General features: G+C 63.8%; 13 protein-coding genes. 7 read left to right on the top strand and 6 right to left on the bottom strand.

All coding sequences use genetic code 11. The annotated features are described in order from the left end of the window. The first annotated feature begins 15 nt into the window (after window positions 1-15). The 4 genes from PXJ20_RS31520 (at window position 16) to PXJ20_RS31535 (ending at window position 5,219) form a co-directional block, all read left to right on the top strand. Entirely contained in the window at window positions 16-1,380 is a 1,365-nt protein-coding gene (locus tag PXJ20_RS31520; protein WP_413214499.1) for an efflux RND transporter periplasmic adaptor subunit, read from the top strand. A gap of 32 nt (window positions 1,381-1,412) precedes the next feature. Further along, window positions 1,413-2,996 (top strand): efflux transporter outer membrane subunit, encoded by a 1,584-nt coding sequence (locus PXJ20_RS31525; RefSeq protein ID WP_421032679.1) that lies wholly within the window; start codon window positions 1,413-1,415, stop codon window positions 2,994-2,996. Between the two features lie 94 nt (window positions 2,997-3,090). Then, window positions 3,091-3,777: a heavy metal response regulator transcription factor gene (locus tag PXJ20_RS31530; RefSeq protein ID WP_017773624.1), complete on the top strand. Its 687-nt coding sequence runs from the start codon at window positions 3,091-3,093 to the stop codon at window positions 3,775-3,777. Beyond that, window positions 3,774-5,219 carry a heavy metal sensor histidine kinase gene (locus tag PXJ20_RS31535; RefSeq protein WP_277599631.1) on the top strand — a complete coding sequence of 482 codons (1,446 nt, stop codon included), beginning with the start codon at window positions 3,774-3,776 and terminating at the stop codon, window positions 5,217-5,219. The genes PXJ20_RS31530 and PXJ20_RS31535 overlap by 4 nt, the downstream gene beginning before the upstream one ends. Before the next feature lie 103 nt (window positions 5,220-5,322). On the opposite strand, the gene PXJ20_RS31540 is transcribed toward PXJ20_RS31535, so the two are convergent. Together PXJ20_RS31540 and PXJ20_RS31545 are read right to left on the bottom strand one after the other, a co-directional pair. Next, entirely contained in the window at window positions 5,323-6,387 is a 1,065-nt protein-coding gene (locus PXJ20_RS31540) for an AI-2E family transporter (RefSeq protein WP_421032502.1), read from the bottom strand. Window positions 6,388-6,492: 105 nt separating this feature from the next. Further along, window positions 6,493-7,665 carry a metallophosphoesterase gene (locus tag PXJ20_RS31545; protein ID WP_421032501.1) on the bottom strand — a complete coding sequence of 391 codons (1,173 nt, stop codon included), beginning with the start codon at window positions 7,663-7,665 and terminating at the stop codon, window positions 6,493-6,495. Window positions 7,666-8,167: 502 nt separating this feature from the next. On the opposite strand from PXJ20_RS31545, the gene PXJ20_RS31550 reads away from it, so the two are divergent. Further along, complete coding sequence (locus PXJ20_RS31550) at window positions 8,168-8,497, top strand: hypothetical protein (RefSeq protein WP_421032500.1); 330 nt, start codon at window positions 8,168-8,170, stop codon at window positions 8,495-8,497. A gap of 21 nt (window positions 8,498-8,518) precedes the next feature. On the opposite strand, the gene PXJ20_RS31555 is transcribed toward PXJ20_RS31550, so the two are convergent. Further along, window positions 8,519-9,103 (bottom strand): malonic semialdehyde reductase, encoded by a 585-nt coding sequence (locus tag PXJ20_RS31555; RefSeq protein ID WP_421032499.1) that lies wholly within the window; start codon window positions 9,101-9,103, stop codon window positions 8,519-8,521. Between the two features lie 188 nt (window positions 9,104-9,291). Between PXJ20_RS31555 and PXJ20_RS31560 the strand changes: the two genes are divergently transcribed. Continuing rightward, window positions 9,292-9,882, top strand: a complete 591-nt coding sequence (locus tag PXJ20_RS31560; RefSeq protein ID WP_126877553.1) for an alpha-ketoglutarate-dependent dioxygenase AlkB family protein — start codon at window positions 9,292-9,294, stop codon at window positions 9,880-9,882. 42 nt (window positions 9,883-9,924) lie between these two features. Here the strand turns inward: PXJ20_RS31560 and PXJ20_RS31565 are convergent, their stop codons facing one another. Next, a complete protein-coding gene (locus PXJ20_RS31565; RefSeq protein ID WP_413214504.1) occupies window positions 9,925-10,359 on the bottom strand; it encodes a universal stress protein in 435 nt (144 codons plus the stop codon). 472 nt (window positions 10,360-10,831) lie between these two features. On the opposite strand from PXJ20_RS31565, the gene PXJ20_RS31570 reads away from it, so the two are divergent. Beyond that, on the top strand, window positions 10,832-14,062 hold the full coding sequence (locus PXJ20_RS31570; protein ID WP_421032498.1) for a hypothetical protein: 3,231 nt from the start codon (window positions 10,832-10,834) through the stop codon (window positions 14,060-14,062). A gap of 572 nt (window positions 14,063-14,634) precedes the next feature. Here the strand turns inward: PXJ20_RS31570 and PXJ20_RS31575 are convergent. Both PXJ20_RS31575 and PXJ20_RS31580 read right to left on the bottom strand, forming a co-directional pair. Next, on the bottom strand, window positions 14,635-15,111 hold the full coding sequence (locus PXJ20_RS31575; protein ID WP_421032497.1) for a hypothetical protein: 477 nt from the start codon (window positions 15,109-15,111) through the stop codon (window positions 14,635-14,637). Next, window positions 15,108-16,071, bottom strand: a 964-nt coding sequence (locus PXJ20_RS31580; RefSeq protein ID WP_421057474.1) for a glycoside hydrolase family 19 protein, incomplete at its 5' end; no start/stop codon positions are given. The genes PXJ20_RS31575 and PXJ20_RS31580, both read right to left, overlap by 4 nt.

A 16,071-nucleotide genomic window follows, 5' to 3' on the forward strand; every position in this document is an offset into this window, starting at 1 on the left:
CGATCGATTGACGACATGAACGACCACCAACATCACTCCTCTCTGGACATCCAGGCGAGTACGCGCGAGGGCGGCCTCGACCTGCCGTCGCGCAGCCTCGTGTGGCGGCGCGGCCGCATCGCGGTGCTGCTCGTCGCGCTGCTGCTTGCGGCCGGCGCGACGCACACGATCCTCGCCAACCTGCGCGACGCGCGCCGGCTCGAAGGCATGACCGAGCAGAACGCGCGCCAGTACGTGACCGTCGTGCGTCCCGTGCCCGCGGGCGACGACGGCCGGCTCGTGCTGCCCGGCACGCTGCGCGGCTATGTGGAGTCGCCTATCTACTCGCGCGCGAGCGGCTACGTGGTGCGCTGGTATGCCGATATCGGCGCGCACGTGCAGCAGGGTCAGTTGCTCGCCGAACTCGATACGCCTGAGATCGACCAGGAACTCGCGCAGGCCATCGCGCAACGCGAGCAGTCGGCCTCCACGCTCGCGCTCGCGAAGACCTCGTTCGATCGCGCACGGCAGTTGCGCGAGCGCGATGCGGTCGCGCAGCAGGAACTTGACGACCGCCAGGGCGCCTACAACCAGGACGTCGCGAACCTCGCGGCAGCGGATGCGAACGTGCGCCGTCTCACGCAGCTGAAGTCGTTCCAGCGCATCGTGGCGCCCATCACGGGCGTCATCACGCAACGCAATATCGACGTGGGAGACCTCATCAACGCGGGCAATGGCGGCGTGGGGCGCGCGCTGTTCGCCATTGCCCAGGCCGATCCGCTGCGACTCTACGTGCAGGTGCCGCAGGCCTACGCGCAACAGGTCGCGCGCGGGCAGCACGTGAGCGTGACCCAGGCCGAGTTGCCGGGCACGACGTTCGACGGCACCGTTACGCGTACCGCGGACGCCATCGACGTCGCCACGCGCTCGCTGCAGGTCGAGATCACGCTGCCCAATCACGACGGCAAGCTCATGCCGGGCGCCTACGTGCAGGCGGCGCTGCATACCGACGCACCGGGCACGCTCACGGTGCCGGGCAACACGCTGCTGTTTCGCGCGGAAGGCCCGCGCGTCGCCGTAGTGGATGCGAATGGGCGCGTGCATTTGCAGCCGGTCACGATCACGCGGGACCTGGGGCAGTCGCTTGTGATCGGCACGGGCGTGTCGGCGCAGGACCGCATCGTCGTGAACCCGAGCGATTCGCTCGCGGACGGCGATAGCGTGATCGTCGCGCAGACGCCTGCGCGTGGCGAACCGGGCGGCCGCAGTGCGCCGGGCACGCCTGGCACACCGGGCACGCCGGGCTCCGTGCCTGGCGCTCAGGCGCGCCAGGCCACTGCGGATAGCACGGACGGTGCCCATGCAAAGTCAGCGCCATCGCAAGGAGGAGCCGCGTCGTGAAGCGCGAGGCCGTGAAAGCGAACGTGAACACCATGCGAGCGACCGCCGCGATGCTTGCGGCGGCGATGCTGGCAGCGTGCACCGTGGGCCCCGACTATCAGCGCCCGGAAACCACTGCGCCCGCATCGTGGCGCGTCGCCCAGGGCGACACGTGGTGGCAGCCGGCGCGGCCGTCTCACGCGCCGCTCGATCCGCAGTGGTGGCGCGCATTCGGCGTGGACGAACTGAATACGCTGGAAATCGAGGCGCTCGCGAACAACCAGACGCTGCAAATGGCCGTCGCGCACTATGCGCAGGCGCGCGCCACGCTGGCGTCCGTGTCGTCGGCGCTGTTTCCGCAGATCGATCTCTCCGCCTCCGCAGAGCGCGCGCGCATTTCGCAGAACCGGCCGAAGCTCAACTACGCGACGCAGAACATGTCCACGGTGCAGAACGATCTGACCATCGGTCCCACCGTGAGCTACGAGACCGATCTGTTCGGCCGCATTCGCCGCTCGATCGAATCCGCGAAGGCTTCAGCGCAGCAGGCCGGCGACGACCTCGCGAACGCGCGGCTCGTCCTTACCGCTGAACTTGCGACCGACTACTTCGCGCTGCGCGAGCTCGACAACGAAGTGGACGTGGTGAACCGGTCCGTCGTGCTGCAGCAGAAGGCGCTCGATTTCGTGACCGCGCAGCACGACCTGGGCGCGGTATCGGGGCTCAATCTGTTGCAACAGCAGGCACAGCTCGATGCCACGCGCACCCAGGCGCAGTTGCTCATCAACCAGCGCGCACAGTTCGAGCATGCCATCGCAGTGCTCGTCGGGCAGCCGGCGCCCACGTTCGTGCTGGCGCCCGTGGTGAAGGCGCTGCCCGTGCCGAAGCTGCCCACGGGCATGCCGAGCGACCTGCTGCAGCGCCGGCCCGACGTCGCATCCGCCGAGCGCGCCATGGCGGCGGCCAACGCGCAGATCGGCGTGGCGCGCGCCGCGTATTTTCCGGACCTCACGCTCACGCCGGGCATCGGCTGGGAAAGCACGCGCTTCGCGAGTCTCTTCAGCTTGCCGAGCCTCGTGTGGTCCGTGGGTGCGTCCGCAAGCCAGGTGCTCTTCGACGGCGGCCAGCGTGCGGCGGGCGTCGCGTTCGCCCAGGCGGGCTACGCCTCGGCCGAAGCGAACTATCGGCAGACCGTGCTCACGGCGTTCCAGGAGGTGCAGAATGCGGTCACGGGGCTTTCGGTGCTCGAAGAAGCCGCGCGGGAGGCGCACGCGGCGGTGGTGGATGCGCGCCAGCTCGTGGACCTCGCCGAGGCACGTTACCAGGGCGGCCTCGCGGCGTTCATCGACGTGATCAGCGCCGAGCAGCAACTGCTCACGAGCGAGCGCCAGGAAGTGCAGATCGAAGGGCAGCGCGCGGCGCTCGTGGTGTTTCTTGCGAAGGCGCTGGGCGGTGGCTGGAGTGCGGACGACGCGACGGCGCATGTCGCGGGCAGCATGGGGCACGATGGAACGGGTGGCGAGACGGCCGGGGCGGTGAATCAAGCGGCAGATCAAGCGGTGAATCAAGCGGCAGATCAAGCCGCAAATCAAGCGGTGAGTCCAGCCGCAGACAACCGAGGCAAGCGCGGCGGCTGAAGCGGTCAGCCCGTGCCATGGCGCTCGCCTTCGTGAACGCGCCATGCTGCGGCCCGCACGGCACACCGCGGAGCGCAAGCGTAAGGAAGGGGATATGAAAGTATTGGTGATCGAAGATGAACGCAAGGTCGTCGACTATCTGCACAGTGGCCTGACGGAACAGGGCTGGATCGTCGACGTGGCGATGGACGGCGAGGAGGGCGCGTGGATGGCGATCGAATACGACTTCGACGTGATCATTCTCGACGTGATGCTGCCGAAGCTCGACGGCTTCGGCGTGCTGCGCACGCTGCGCGCACACAAGCAGACGCCCGTCATCATGCTCACGGCGCGCGACCGCGTGGATGACCGCGTGCACGGTTTGCGCGACGGCGCCGACGACTATCTCACCAAGCCGTTCTCGTTCCTCGAGCTCGTTGAGCGCCTGCGCGCGCTGACGCGGCGTGCGCGGGCGCAGGAATCCACGGTCATTTCGGTGGGCGATCTGCAGGTGGATCTCATCAGCCGACGTGCCATGCGCGACGGCGTGCGGCTCGATCTCACGGCCAAGGAGTTCCAGCTGCTTTCCGTGCTCGCGCGGCGGCGCGGCGAGATTCTCTCGAAGACGCTGATCACCGAACTCGTGTGGGACGTCAACTTCGAAAGCAACGCGAACGTGGTGGAGACCGCCATCAAGCGGCTGCGCGCGAAGCTGGACGGCCCGCATTCCGCCAAGCTGCTGCACACCATCCGCGGCATGGGCTACGTGCTCGAAGTTCGCGAAGAGGGAGGGCCAACATGAAGCGCTCCATTTCCATGCGGCTTTCCGCGATGTTCGCGGTGGTCTCGCTAATCGTTTTCACGCTCGTCGGCGTGGGGCTCTTCGTGATGATGCAGCGACAACTCTTCAACGAGCTGCGCGCCACGCTCGACACGCGTTCGCGCGTGGCGACGGTGATCGTCTCGCATTCGCCGCTCGCCGCGAAATGGCATTTCGTGCAGGAAAAGCTGGCTGATCTTTCCACGCCGGACAGTCACACGAGCTATTACATCGAGAGCCCCGACCCGCGCTTCACGTTCGGCACGCCGATCAAGGGCACGCTGACTGCGGCGCCTGAAGGCCGCTACGCGAAGATCCGTCTGCCGGGCCATCCCTACGACGTGATCACGGCCACCTACGACATACCGGGCGCCGGCGAGCGTCCCAACCTCAAGCTCGTGGTGGCAAGCGACTGCGAACGCACCGAACGCATGCTGCATCGCATCGGCGTGGCGCTCGGCCTGCTGATCGCGCTCGCGACGCTCGTCGTGCTGCTGCTGAGCCGGGCCGTTACGCGCTTCGGCCTTGCGCCGCTCACGCGTCTGTCGAGAGAGGCCACGCAACTGAGCCCCGTGAATCGCCGGCAGCGTTTGCATTCCGACGAGTTGCCCGAAGAACTGCACGAACTGGCGACGTCGTTCAACGGCGCGCTGGAACGTCTGGACCGCGCCTACGAACGGCTCGAATCGTTCAACGCCGACGTTGCCCACGAACTGCGCACGCCCGTGAGCATCCTGATCGGCCAGACCCAGGTGGCCCTCACGCGCGACCGCTCCGTCATGCAGTTGCGCCAGACGTTGCAATCGAACCTCGAGGAATTCGAGCGGCTGAAGGTGATCGTCAACGACATGCTGTTCCTCTCGCGTTGCGATCGCGGCGAACGCGCGAGCGGCCTGATCGAAGTCTCGCTCGCAGGCGAGGTGGCGCGCATGCTGGAGTTCCTGGAGATTCCGCTCGAAGAGGCGCAACTGCATGTCACGATGCACGGCGACGCGCGTGCGCCCGTCAATACGTCGCTTTTCGGCCGCGCCATGAGCAACCTGCTCGTGAATGCCCTCCAGCATTCGCCGGCGGGCACCATGCTGCACGTCGCCATCGTGCAGCAGCGCGAGCATGTGGAGATTGCCGTGTCGAATCCGGGCGAGCCGATCGACGCCGAGGCGCGCGAGCACATCTTCGACCGCTTCTACCGTTTGCAGGAAGCACGCTCGAATAGCCGCGAAAACCACGGTCTGGGGCTCTCCATCGTGAAGGCCGTGGCCGAGATGCACAACGGCAGCGTGTTTGTGCGCAGCGAAGGCGGCATCAACACGTTCGGCTTTTCAGTGGCGGCCGGCGGTGGCGCGCAACCGGCGCCGTCGAGCGAACCCGCGCAGCCGCGGCGCGCGGGGCGCACCACGTTGCCGGCTCGCGCGTCGACTTGAGCGGGTGCGTTGCACGCGTGGCTGTTTGACGCGTTCAAGCTGTGCGTTCGAGCTGTGCGTTCAAGCCGGTGCGTTCGACCTTACGTGTATCGAGCGAGCCCGCTCATTCGTTGTCCGCTTCGCGCTTGTCGCGAGCGAACAGGTCCCAGCAGGCGATGAAGAGGGCTGCGACGAGCGGGCCGATCACGAACCCGTTGATGCCGATGAGCGACATGCCGCCCAACGTCGAGATCAGGATCACCCAGTCGGGCATGCGCGTGTCCTTGCCCACCAGCACGGGCCGCAGCACGTTATCGACGGTGCCGATCACGAGGGCGCAGAACAGAAAGAGCCCGATGCCCTTCGCGAGCGCGCCGGTCAGCACGAAATAGATCGCGACCGGCGCCCAGACGAGCGCCGCGCCGATAGCGGGCAGCAGCGAAAGCAGCGCCATCAGCGCGCCCCACAGCAGCGCGCCCTGAATGCCGATCACCCAGAACGCGAGGCCGCCCAGCGTGCCTTGCACGAGCGCCACCACCACGTTGCCCTTCACCGTCGCGCGAATGACGGTGGTGAACTTGCGCAGCAGATATTGCTTGCGGTCGCGGTCGAGCGGAATCGCGTCGCGCACGATGCGCGAGATGGTCTGACCGTCGCGCACGAGAAAGAAGAACAGGTACAGCATTACGCCGAAGCTCACCAGGAATTGCAGCGTGTTCTGCCCGATGGAGAGCGCCTGCGTGGCGACAAACTGGCTGATCTGCGCTGCGCCCGCGGTGAGCTTCTGCTGCAGGCCATGCAGGTCGAACACGCCCAGCCGGTCGAGCAGCCGTTGCAGCCACGCGGGGGCCATGTGCACCATCTGGTTGAAGTACTCGCCGAAGTTCAACCCGCCCGACTTCATGGCCGTATAGGCCGTGACCACTTCCTGCACGAGGGTGCCCGCCACCAGCATCAACGGCAGGATCACCAGCACCACGCAGATCAGCAGCGACACGAGCGCCGCCAGGTTGCGCCGCCGGCCGAGCCGCGCAAGCAGCCAGCGTTGCACGGGCTGAAAGATCATGGCGAGAATCGCGGCCCACAGAATCGTGCTGAAGAAGGGCAGCAGAATCAGGCACAGCGCGATGGACACCGCGAGCAGCAACAGGTGAAACGACGTCTGGTTCAGGTTCTTCTTGTTGTCCATGGGCGGGAGCGGTGCTCGCCGCGCGGGCCGTAACGGACATAACAGGCGTAACGGGCCAGCGCGGCGAACCGGTCGAAAAAGGGATGCAGGAAGTATACGGTCGGCTTACAAAGCCGCTACCAGCCCTTTGACCAGCCGCAGCCGGGTAATTTCCGACGGCGCGCCCAATCTTTTCGGCGGCCCCCAGTAGCCGGTGCCCCGGCTCGTGTAAACCCACAGCCCGTCGAGGCGCGCGAGGCCCGCCGTGAAAGGCTGCTGCAGGCGCACGAAGAAATTCCAGGGGAAGAACTGGCCGCCGTGGGTGTGGCCGGAAAGCTGCAGCGTGTAGCCCGCCTGCGCGGCGGCGAGCGCGGTACGCGGTTGATGCGCGAGCAGAATCTTCACGCGGGCATCGGGCGGCGCGCCGTGCAGGGCGGCCGCGGGGTCGCTGCGATGTTCGGGGTCGAACTGCTCCGCCGAATAATCGGTCACGCCGGCTACTACCACGCGCGCGCTTTCGTGCTCCACCACCGCGTGCTGGTTGAGCAGCACGCGCAGGCCGAGGCGCTGGAATTCGTCGATCCACGCATGGGCGCCCGAGTAGTACTCGTGGTTGCCCGTCACGAAGTAGGCGCCGTGCCGCGCGGCGAGGCGGCCGAGCGGTCGCGTGTGGTCGGCGAGCTGGTCCACGCTGCCGTCCACCACGTCGCCGGTCACGGCAATCAGGTCGGGCTCAAGGCGGTTCACTTCGTCGACGATCGCATTCACGTAGTCGTTCTTGATGGTGGGGCCCACGTGGATGTCGCTGATCTGGACGATGGTGAAGCCTTCCAGCGCCTCGGGCAGTTGCTCGATGGGCACGTCGATGGTCACCACGCGCGCGCGGCGCCGCGCATTGACGAGGCCGATGACCGAGAACGCCACGGCAAGCGCGATGGCGAACGCGGCCGTGTCAGTGCGCCAGCGCGCGAGCGCGAGCACGTGCGGCCAGATGGCGTCGATGGTCAGCAAGGAGGCGAGCAGCACGTCGCGCAGGAAGGTGGCGACGAGCAGCGACGAGAAGAAGCCCATCGCGGAAAGGCCGATCCAGGCGAGGCGGTCCGCGAGCGGTTGGCGCTCGATCATGCGCGCCAGCATGCCGGGCGGAATCAGCAGGCACGAGAGCACGAGGTACAGCCCGGCGAGCCACTTGCCGGTGGGCGAGACGGCCAGGTCCGGAATCAGCCGGAAGCCGACATACACGTGCAGTAGCACGCCGATGACGATGAAACGGATGAAAAACGAGGAGAAGCGTCGCATACGGGCGGTGAACGGAGGGGGAAGGGGCGCCTTGCAGGGGAGGCAGTGCGGCATGCGGCGGCAGGGCCGGTCGCGCAAGTGCACAGCCTGGACGCCGCCGCGAAGCACGCGGCAGCGTCCGCGAAAGCGTTGGCTGCAATGATTCTACCCAGAGTCGCTACAGGCTGCCGGCTACGCAAAAACGGCGGGATGGCGCGGGCGCACGCGGCTGTGTGCGGGTTGGGTGCGGTGCGGTATCAGAGCAGTATCAGAGCAGTATCGGAGCGGGCTGACGCCTTGGAGAGCCGCCGGCGCGACAGCACCCCGCGTCGCCGAAATCTATGTTGGGGTCCGAATTAAGCAGGCTTTGAAACAGAGCCGCCATCGACTATTCTCGAATGGAACCCTGCCGCCACGGGTCTCGAGCTTCTTCAAGCTCCTAAAGCGCGGACCACCGTCCTGCGCACGTTTTTCGGCCGGCAGCGCGTTCGATCGCCGTCGGACGGCGGGGGGGGAGACAACCATGAGAATGACAAGGCTGGTTCACCACGGTCATCACGCGCACTCGACGCACCATCTCGGGCACGAAGGCAGTCATGTGATGCTGCCGCTCGTCGTGCTTTCGCTGATGGCGGTGGGCGTCTGGTACGGCGTGCGGCACATCGCCTTCTCGGAGCTGGGACGCACCGCGCTCTTCGACGCCGTGATGGTGTTCGTGGCGCTCGGCATCGCGGGGCTCTTCGGTGTCGCGGCCGCCTGGCTGCGCACGAGCACCGACGAGCCGCCCGAGGGGTTCTGCTTTCTCGGTGCGCTGGTGGGTGCGGTGGTGTTCTACATCGCGCTGTTCGCGTGAGCCGGTGCTAAACGAAGGCCGCTAAACGATCTTCGCCGCTTCGTTGAACGAGAGCCGGGGGTTGCGCGGATGCAGCGCCGATGCGTCGCCGTGGCCCAGGTTGATGAGGAAGTTCGACTTCACCGCGGTGCCGGCGAAGAACGCCGCGTCCACCCGTTCCTTGTCGAAGCCGGACATCGGTCCCGCATCGAGCCCGAACGCCCGCGCCGCGACGATCAGGTACGCGCCCTGCAGCGAGGCGTTGCGAAACGCGGTGTCGGCAATGGCCGCATCGTTGCCGGCGAACCAGCTGCGCGCATCGGCGTGCGGGAACAGCTTCGGCAAGTGCTCGTAAAAGGCCATGTCCATGCCGACGATCACCGTGACCGGCGCCGCCATCGTCTTGTCCACATTGCCCGGGGCGAGCGCGGGCCGCAGCCTCTCTTTCGCCTCGCGCGATTTCACGAACACGAAGCGGCCGGGGCTCGAGTTGGCCGACGTCGGTCCAAGCAACGCGAGTTCGACGATGCGATGCAGCAACGCGTCGTCCACAGGTTCGTCGCGCCACACGCTGTGGGTGCGCGCTTTGCGAAACAACTGGTCGAGCGTGTCGTCGGAAAGAATCATGATCGGAACCTCTTGACGTGGAGGTGGAAGGGCCGCGACCGGATGCAGGCTCGCACGCGAACGACACAGCAAGGCGCGGGAAGGTACGTGCTTTTCAAGCGCCATAATAACGATCGACGCAGACGTTTTTATCCGCGCCCCCCGGTTTTTCCGAACCTTTTTCGTTACGTCCAGCTACACGCTCTGCCATGTTCGATCTGTTCGACGACGCTGCACAACCCGATGTCGCCTGGTATCCCGACTGGCTCACGCCCGCCGAGGCGTCGCGCGCGCTCGACGACGTGATCGCGCAGACTGCATGGCAGCAGGACACCATCGGCACGCCCGCCGGGCGCGTGCCGCTGCCGCGCCTGACGGCATGGCAAGGCGAGCCCGACGCGGTCTACGTGTATTCCGGCATTCGCAATGTGCCGCAGCCGTGGGTGCCGGCCGTGGCTGCGCTGAAAGCGGCGGCCGAAGCGGTGTGCGGCGTGCGCTTCAACAGCGTGCTGCTCAACCGCTACCGCAGCGGCACGGACAGCATGGGCTGGCATGCCGACCGCGAGCCTGAACTCGGGCCGGAACCGGTCATCGCATCGGTCAGTCTGGGTGCGACGCGACGCTTCGATTTGCGGCACAACGCGACGGGCGTGGTGCGCTCTTTCCAGTTGAAGGGGGGCAGCCTGCTCGTGATGCGCGGCAGGACGCAGGCCGAATGGCGGCACCGCGTGCCGAAAGCGCCAGACGTACGCGGCGAACGCGTGAATCTCACGTTCCGTTGGGTGACGCCGCGGCGTTGAAGGTCCACTGAGCGCGACGAGCGCGAGTGAAGTCCGCTTGCATCAACGCACCGCTGTGACGGGCACGCGTGCGATGCGCACGAGCCGGTCGAGCACGCTTTGGCGGGCGATGTGCCGGATTGCATGCAGCACGCTCCTGGGCGGTGCGGCGACGACGATCTCGTCGCAGCGTTGCTCGTCGGCGCAATGGGCGATCGTCGGGGCGAGGGGGCCTACCTGCACCGCTAGCGAATAGCGCACGTGGGCGTCGTCGAGAATGCGTGCGGCGCGCTCCAGCGCCTCGTTTGCGGCAGCGGCTTCCATGGCGCGCAGTTCTTCGAGCGGGTAGAACGCTTCGAGCCGCGTCGATTCGAGCGGCGGCTGCACGTTTAGTAGCACGACTTCGGACACGCATCGCTCGTGGTAGAGAAACGCCGCGTGCCGCACGGCCTGCAACGACCGTTTCGAACGGCCCACGGGAACCAGCAGCTTCAGCATGACGGTCCTTCCTTGTGGATGAGGGAGTGAATTTCACCGGCCGAAGGGGGTGACAGCGTGCTGGAACCGGCATTCGCCGTTGCCCTCCGGTTGCTGACGGGAAGAGTAGGCGGCGGCGCGTAAAAAGGGTGTCAAAAGCGCGACGTAACGGGAAATACATTGTTATTGCTTTTAAATATCGCTCAACGTCTTTCAATATCGCTCAACTTTCCCAATTTCGCCCGGCGGAGTGTTGTCCCTCGTGTGGTTCTCTCGCACGAACGCGAAAAAAACTTTATGCGCATAAAAACCGGATACGCGCACATCGCCCGATAGCGTTTCGTCACACGTATGACACGGTCGTGCGATTCAGCTTCGCCCGTTCGTCTCCCGGTTCGCAGGGCGGCCGTAAGGATCGCGATCAGGACCTATAGTCGCCTTGCTGTGGCTGTGCCTGCCGTCTGGCGGGCGAGTCCCTCATTGGAGAGGCGATGTGACGACGATTGGAAACTGGCTAAAGAACCATTTGCTGCCCTCCGCGCCGCAGCAGCCCACGCCGGCCACCCCGAACGAGCCCGCGGCGGTCAAGCCGGTTGCGCAGACGCGCGCGGCCGGCACCCAGCTCGAGCCGCTGCGCGCACTCAACCAGGCGGTGCGCGGCCAGCCCGCGCAACCGGATGAAAAAGCCGTGATGCGGACGGACCTGAAGGGCGACTTGGGTCGCAAGTTCCGCCCGGGCACGCGTTCCCTTCCGGTACTGCCCGGCTACACGAAGAATGCTGTCGACGCCATGCCGGCCCAGCCCGACGTCCAGCTTCACAAGCGCCAGGTGCGCACGCACGACCCGAAGGCGACTGCGCCGGCCGCGGTCGAACGCCTGCGCAACAAGGACGTGAAGAGGGTGACGGGCAAGACCGACCGCACGCGTTCGCAAGCCAGCTTCGAACTCAATCATGCCGGCCCCGCGGCGCAGCGCATTGCGTCGGGCTTCACGCTCGGCACGCATCCCACCGCGCGAGACGAGCGGGCGGCGCTCGGCGAAAAAATCCGCGATGCCATTCCCGCGGACAAACGCGGCGAGCCGCCTCACACGCTCGCATTGATGCTGGGCCGCGCGCTCGCGGAGGTGTCGGGCGGCGACGTGGGCCGTGCGAACACACTGCTCGACCAGTTGCGCGATTCGTCCGTGCCGCGCTCCGACGACGAGCGCCGCGATCTCTTCGCGCTGACGTGCGCGCTGTCACGTGCGCCGCTCAGCTTCGAGGCGCTCTCCATCGTCGCGCCGCACGAACTCACGCAACTGCAGTCCTCTTCGTTCAGCAAGACCGAGAACAAGATTCATAACGACGCGAACCGCGAAACCCGGCGTGCCGCCGACAGGCTGCTCAAGCACTGGCCGCCGAACGAACCGCGTCCGCGCGACATCGGCGAGATGCTGGTGGCCGCCAACACCGTACTGCCGCGCGCCGACCGTCACCCGGGGCTGGCGAGCGACGCGCCCGATACGGTCGCGAAGGCGCTTGGTAGCGAACCGCTCGCTGCCAAGGCGCTGATCTGCGGCGCAGCGCTCATCGACGATCCGCGGGCGAATCCCGAAACGCGCTTTCGCTCGGCGTATCTCGCGTTTCGCAATCACATCAGCGAAGAGAAGCTCGGGCAGGTGCAGTCGCGCATGTACCACATGGTCACGCAGGCGCAGCGCACCGCGCAGAACGCGCAAACCGGCTCGTGGCTGCGTCGCGCCGCCAATTTCATGAAGAGTCCGCGGCGCATGGCGCAGGCCGCGCAGCACACCGTCGGCGCCAACAACTCGGCGCACGACGCACTGAATCTCGGCACAGCAGGCGGCCTGCTTCAGCATCCCGAAGACGACTTCAGCACGGTGCTTTCCATCGACGTCGTCATGAAGCAGCTCAACAACCGCATCGTGGCTGCGCCCGTCACGCCGTACGGGCAGCAGCCGGACCCCCAGCTCGTGCAGAATGCGGTGCGCGCGGTCGCGCTCGGTCAGTGGCAGCAGGCGATTGGCGCGAAGGGCAAGCTGCGCCGGGGCATTGGCTTTGGACGCACGCAGCGCGGCATTATCGAGCGCGAAGTCGCGAAGATGCTGCACGTGGATCGCAAGACGGTACGCGAAAGCCAGGCGTTCAAGGACCTGCCCAGGCAGATGACGGCCGACGAACTCGCCACCTGGGCCGAGGAATCCGGCGCGGCCATGGACGACGTGGTGCCCGATACGAGAGACCGCACGCTGCGCCAGAACATCGAACGCATGAAGGTCGTGCTCTACGAACCGGACCCGCAGGCGAGCAGCAGCGTGGAGGGCATCGGCGATTCGCTCTGCTACGTGATCGGCAACATGCCGCGCACGTGGCAGATGCAGCTTTCGAGCGGCGGTGTCTACGGCGTCAACGCAAACATTTCGGATAACCTGGCGACAGCGCTCGGCATCGTCGGGCTGCCCGCAGCGGCCATTGCGCCCGACGTGGCGCTTCTGCGCGGGCGGCATTCCGTCGTCGAGGTGGGTTCGTCGGCGCACAACGGCCAGCTTTTCATCGGCACGGACAAGCGCGTGTCGATGCACGCGGGCATGGGCGGCTTTATCGGCTGGTCGTTGCTGGGCGGCCGACTCATGGCGAGCGGCTACGGTAGTGCCGTAGCGGGGCGCGACACGAGCAAGCCGCGCGGCGTGATGTTTCGCGCACGCGTGAGAAGCACGGAAGATCCCACAGGGGAACCCGAAGCGTGGCGCGACAAACTGCAGTCGGTGGTGCGCAACATCTATCGGTCCGGGCCGGGCGCGCAGGCGCCGCGCTCGCAGACGGAGATGTGGGATGGCCTTGCCGAAGAGTTCTACAAGGACCCGGACCTCTCCATCAACTGGCTCGAGAACAACTCGGCAACGAACTACGTGTCTGTCTCCGGTACGGCAGGCGCGCGCTACGTGAACCCGGACGGCTACAAGTTCGGCCCGTATGCGACGGCGGAAGGGCGTGTGAGCGGCAACACGATGCATCGCGAAGACGCCACCGGCATGCAGACTGTCGAGACCGCGGTGAAGGGGCGCACGGCCGGCGTGAACGGCAGCGCGTCGCTGGTTGCGGCGCCGGCGCCCAGCCCGTATTCAACCGGCAGTCCGTTCGGCTCGTCTTCGCTGCCGAGCACGCCCGCGTTCGGCATTGGCGTGTCGGTCCTGCAGTCGGCCACCGGCGCGGCACTGCGCATTGCCGAGGAGGACGGCAACGTGGTGCCGGAGCGCACGTTCCGCGACACCGAATTCACGAACGTCGATCACTATCTGCAATACATCGACAGCCGCAACGCCGACTGGAGCGCGTCGGCCGAACACGGCCAGCAGCAGGTCAACGAGTACCTCACGAAAGTGAAGCTCAACAGCGGCCACGGCAACCAGATTCATGGCGAGCGCCAGCGCATGACGCCCGAAGCAGGCGCGGAAATCAACGCGTATCGCAACGTGCTGCGTCTCTACGACGAAAGCGGCCGGCCGCACAGCGACGAAGACAAGAAAGAGATTGCGCGTATCCAGGGCGAGATGGCGCGCGTGCTGGAGTCGCCCGCGAGCTGGACGAACCAGGTGCTGTACACCTACGAGATCAACGTGAAGCAGCAGGTGAAGGGACCGATGTACGTGATCGGCGCGCAGTCCGTGAAGCAGGTATCGGCGGAGCGGGAAGTGAGTACGCTGGCGGCGCGGAACTCATAGGATTCTCGCGACGACTATGTCATTTGCGCGTGCTGGCGCATTCTCTTTCAAACTCCCGTCGAATCGAATTAGTGCCCTTGTATAGTGCTTGTGTAAAGCATCCATCATAAAAAATGTTTACATTGATCAGGATTTGCAAAAACTGCCAAAAAATCATGGGCGAGGCACTAGCCGGGGGCAATGAGAGGTAAACGCCATTCCTCATATTTGCGTCTAATAGAAATCCCGCGTGTGGCGGTGCGCGCCGAATGGCAAGAGGACATCAGCCTTGCAGTGGTTTAAATCAGCAACAGGAACGTAGGCAGCGCCCGATACAACAACTACCCCATCATTCGAACTCAGTGGGACGCCAATCGACTTCTCATTTATCAAGCAATGAAATTTCTCTGTCTTGATCCGCATAGGGGAATTGAAATATTCTGCGCTGTTCGGTGCGTTATCACAGTATGCACGGGTCGAAGTGGCGAATGGCGCTATAAATGCGAGCTAATTTTTCGCAGAAGAGGCTCCTTGTTCATGCACTTAAACTGATTCGAGCTTGTCGGCCTTGCAGAAGGAAGGTTTCGAGGAAACTATTTTTCCAGGCAATGCTGAGTCTTGAATTTCGGAATATGCGCCGCGTCAAACAATTGAGTCCTTTTTTTCTTGATATTTATTATATCTACTCCAAATTGGTTATTTACAACAACAAAATTCTTGTCAATGCTAAACGCAGCATCGTACACGCCACCCCCATATACCTCCTTTTCAATGAGTCGAAATTTTGGTTTCACCAAAAAAACGGATAGATGCGTAACCTGCGGATAATTCGGATCAATCTTCCTGGGTGGCCCAAATACTACTAATATTGAATTATCGAGACTAAATACCCCTCCCCGAATAGTATGGTCGATTTTTGCTGATCCAATATTTCGCTCGCCATGATTTATCATTACCTGACCGCGAACATTGTCTACTGCCGAATAATTCCCGTCACAAGAACTGACAACACCTGCCCATGCATTGCCAAGGTGAGCCGCCAAAAGAAATAATAAAGAATATCTTTTCACGTCTGATCTCCCAATGCTCGATATGAATTTTGTGTCTCCCGCCAACGCAAGGGTGGACTTTTTACGTCGTACGGGTTAACTATTTTGGTCACTGCGCGCGAAACGGACTCTGAAATTCCATGATCTGCTGCCTTTTGAAGCGCAGTATGAACACAAAAAAATCCCGCAATGTCAACACAGGAGTAGGTGTCATTTCCGATAAATTCTGGATTATTTATTTTTGGGCCGGGCTTGAAATTATTGCCTTCCTTCTTCTTAAACCACGTGTGATCGTACGATTTGCGATCGAGCCATCCTCTATATATCCAATACTCAGAGTAATTATATCGTCCAGTGAGTTGCTTAAAGCCCCTTCCGCGAAATTTTATTCCATCGCCTGGATCGGTATTTCCCAAATTTATATTTCCATCGTATTGGCTAAAGTATGTCTCATCTATTGGGGTGGCGGCAGGCGAGCGAAAATATCCATTCAATTCAGGAATAATCGAAGGGTGATTTGTCTTAACTGCTTTACCAATGGCGGTGGAGCTTTCGCGAACCACCATCATATGGTATGACTCGATTGCGCATTGCCCAAAAAAATGAGCGCTACGCATCGGATCATGAATCCTGTATTTCCTAAAAACGGCATTAATGGCTCCGCGATAAAGTTCCCGATATTGCTCGCCCGTCTTCCCTAGCGCTGTGTATGTTGACTCATCGTAGATTTGGGACAATTCCCCCTTGCTTAGCCACCCACACTTCCTGAAATGCCGGATAAACGCGAGTGGATGGAAGAACCAGAGCTTCTGGCCGGCAGGCAACCCCGTCACGTCCCAGAACTGAAGTTCCTTGAGGTACTTCAGAAAATCCTCGTAGCCCTTTCGGTTGCCGTGATAGAACCCGCCCTCGTCGAGCAGCCTCGCGAAGCGCGTCTCGTTGTGCGTGCTATCCCATTCACTCGGCGCGTTGCAGATGAAT

Source organism: Paraburkholderia sp. A1RI_3L, assembly GCF_048957895.1.
Lineage (GTDB): Bacteria > Pseudomonadota > Gammaproteobacteria > Burkholderiales > Burkholderiaceae > Paraburkholderia > Paraburkholderia kururiensis.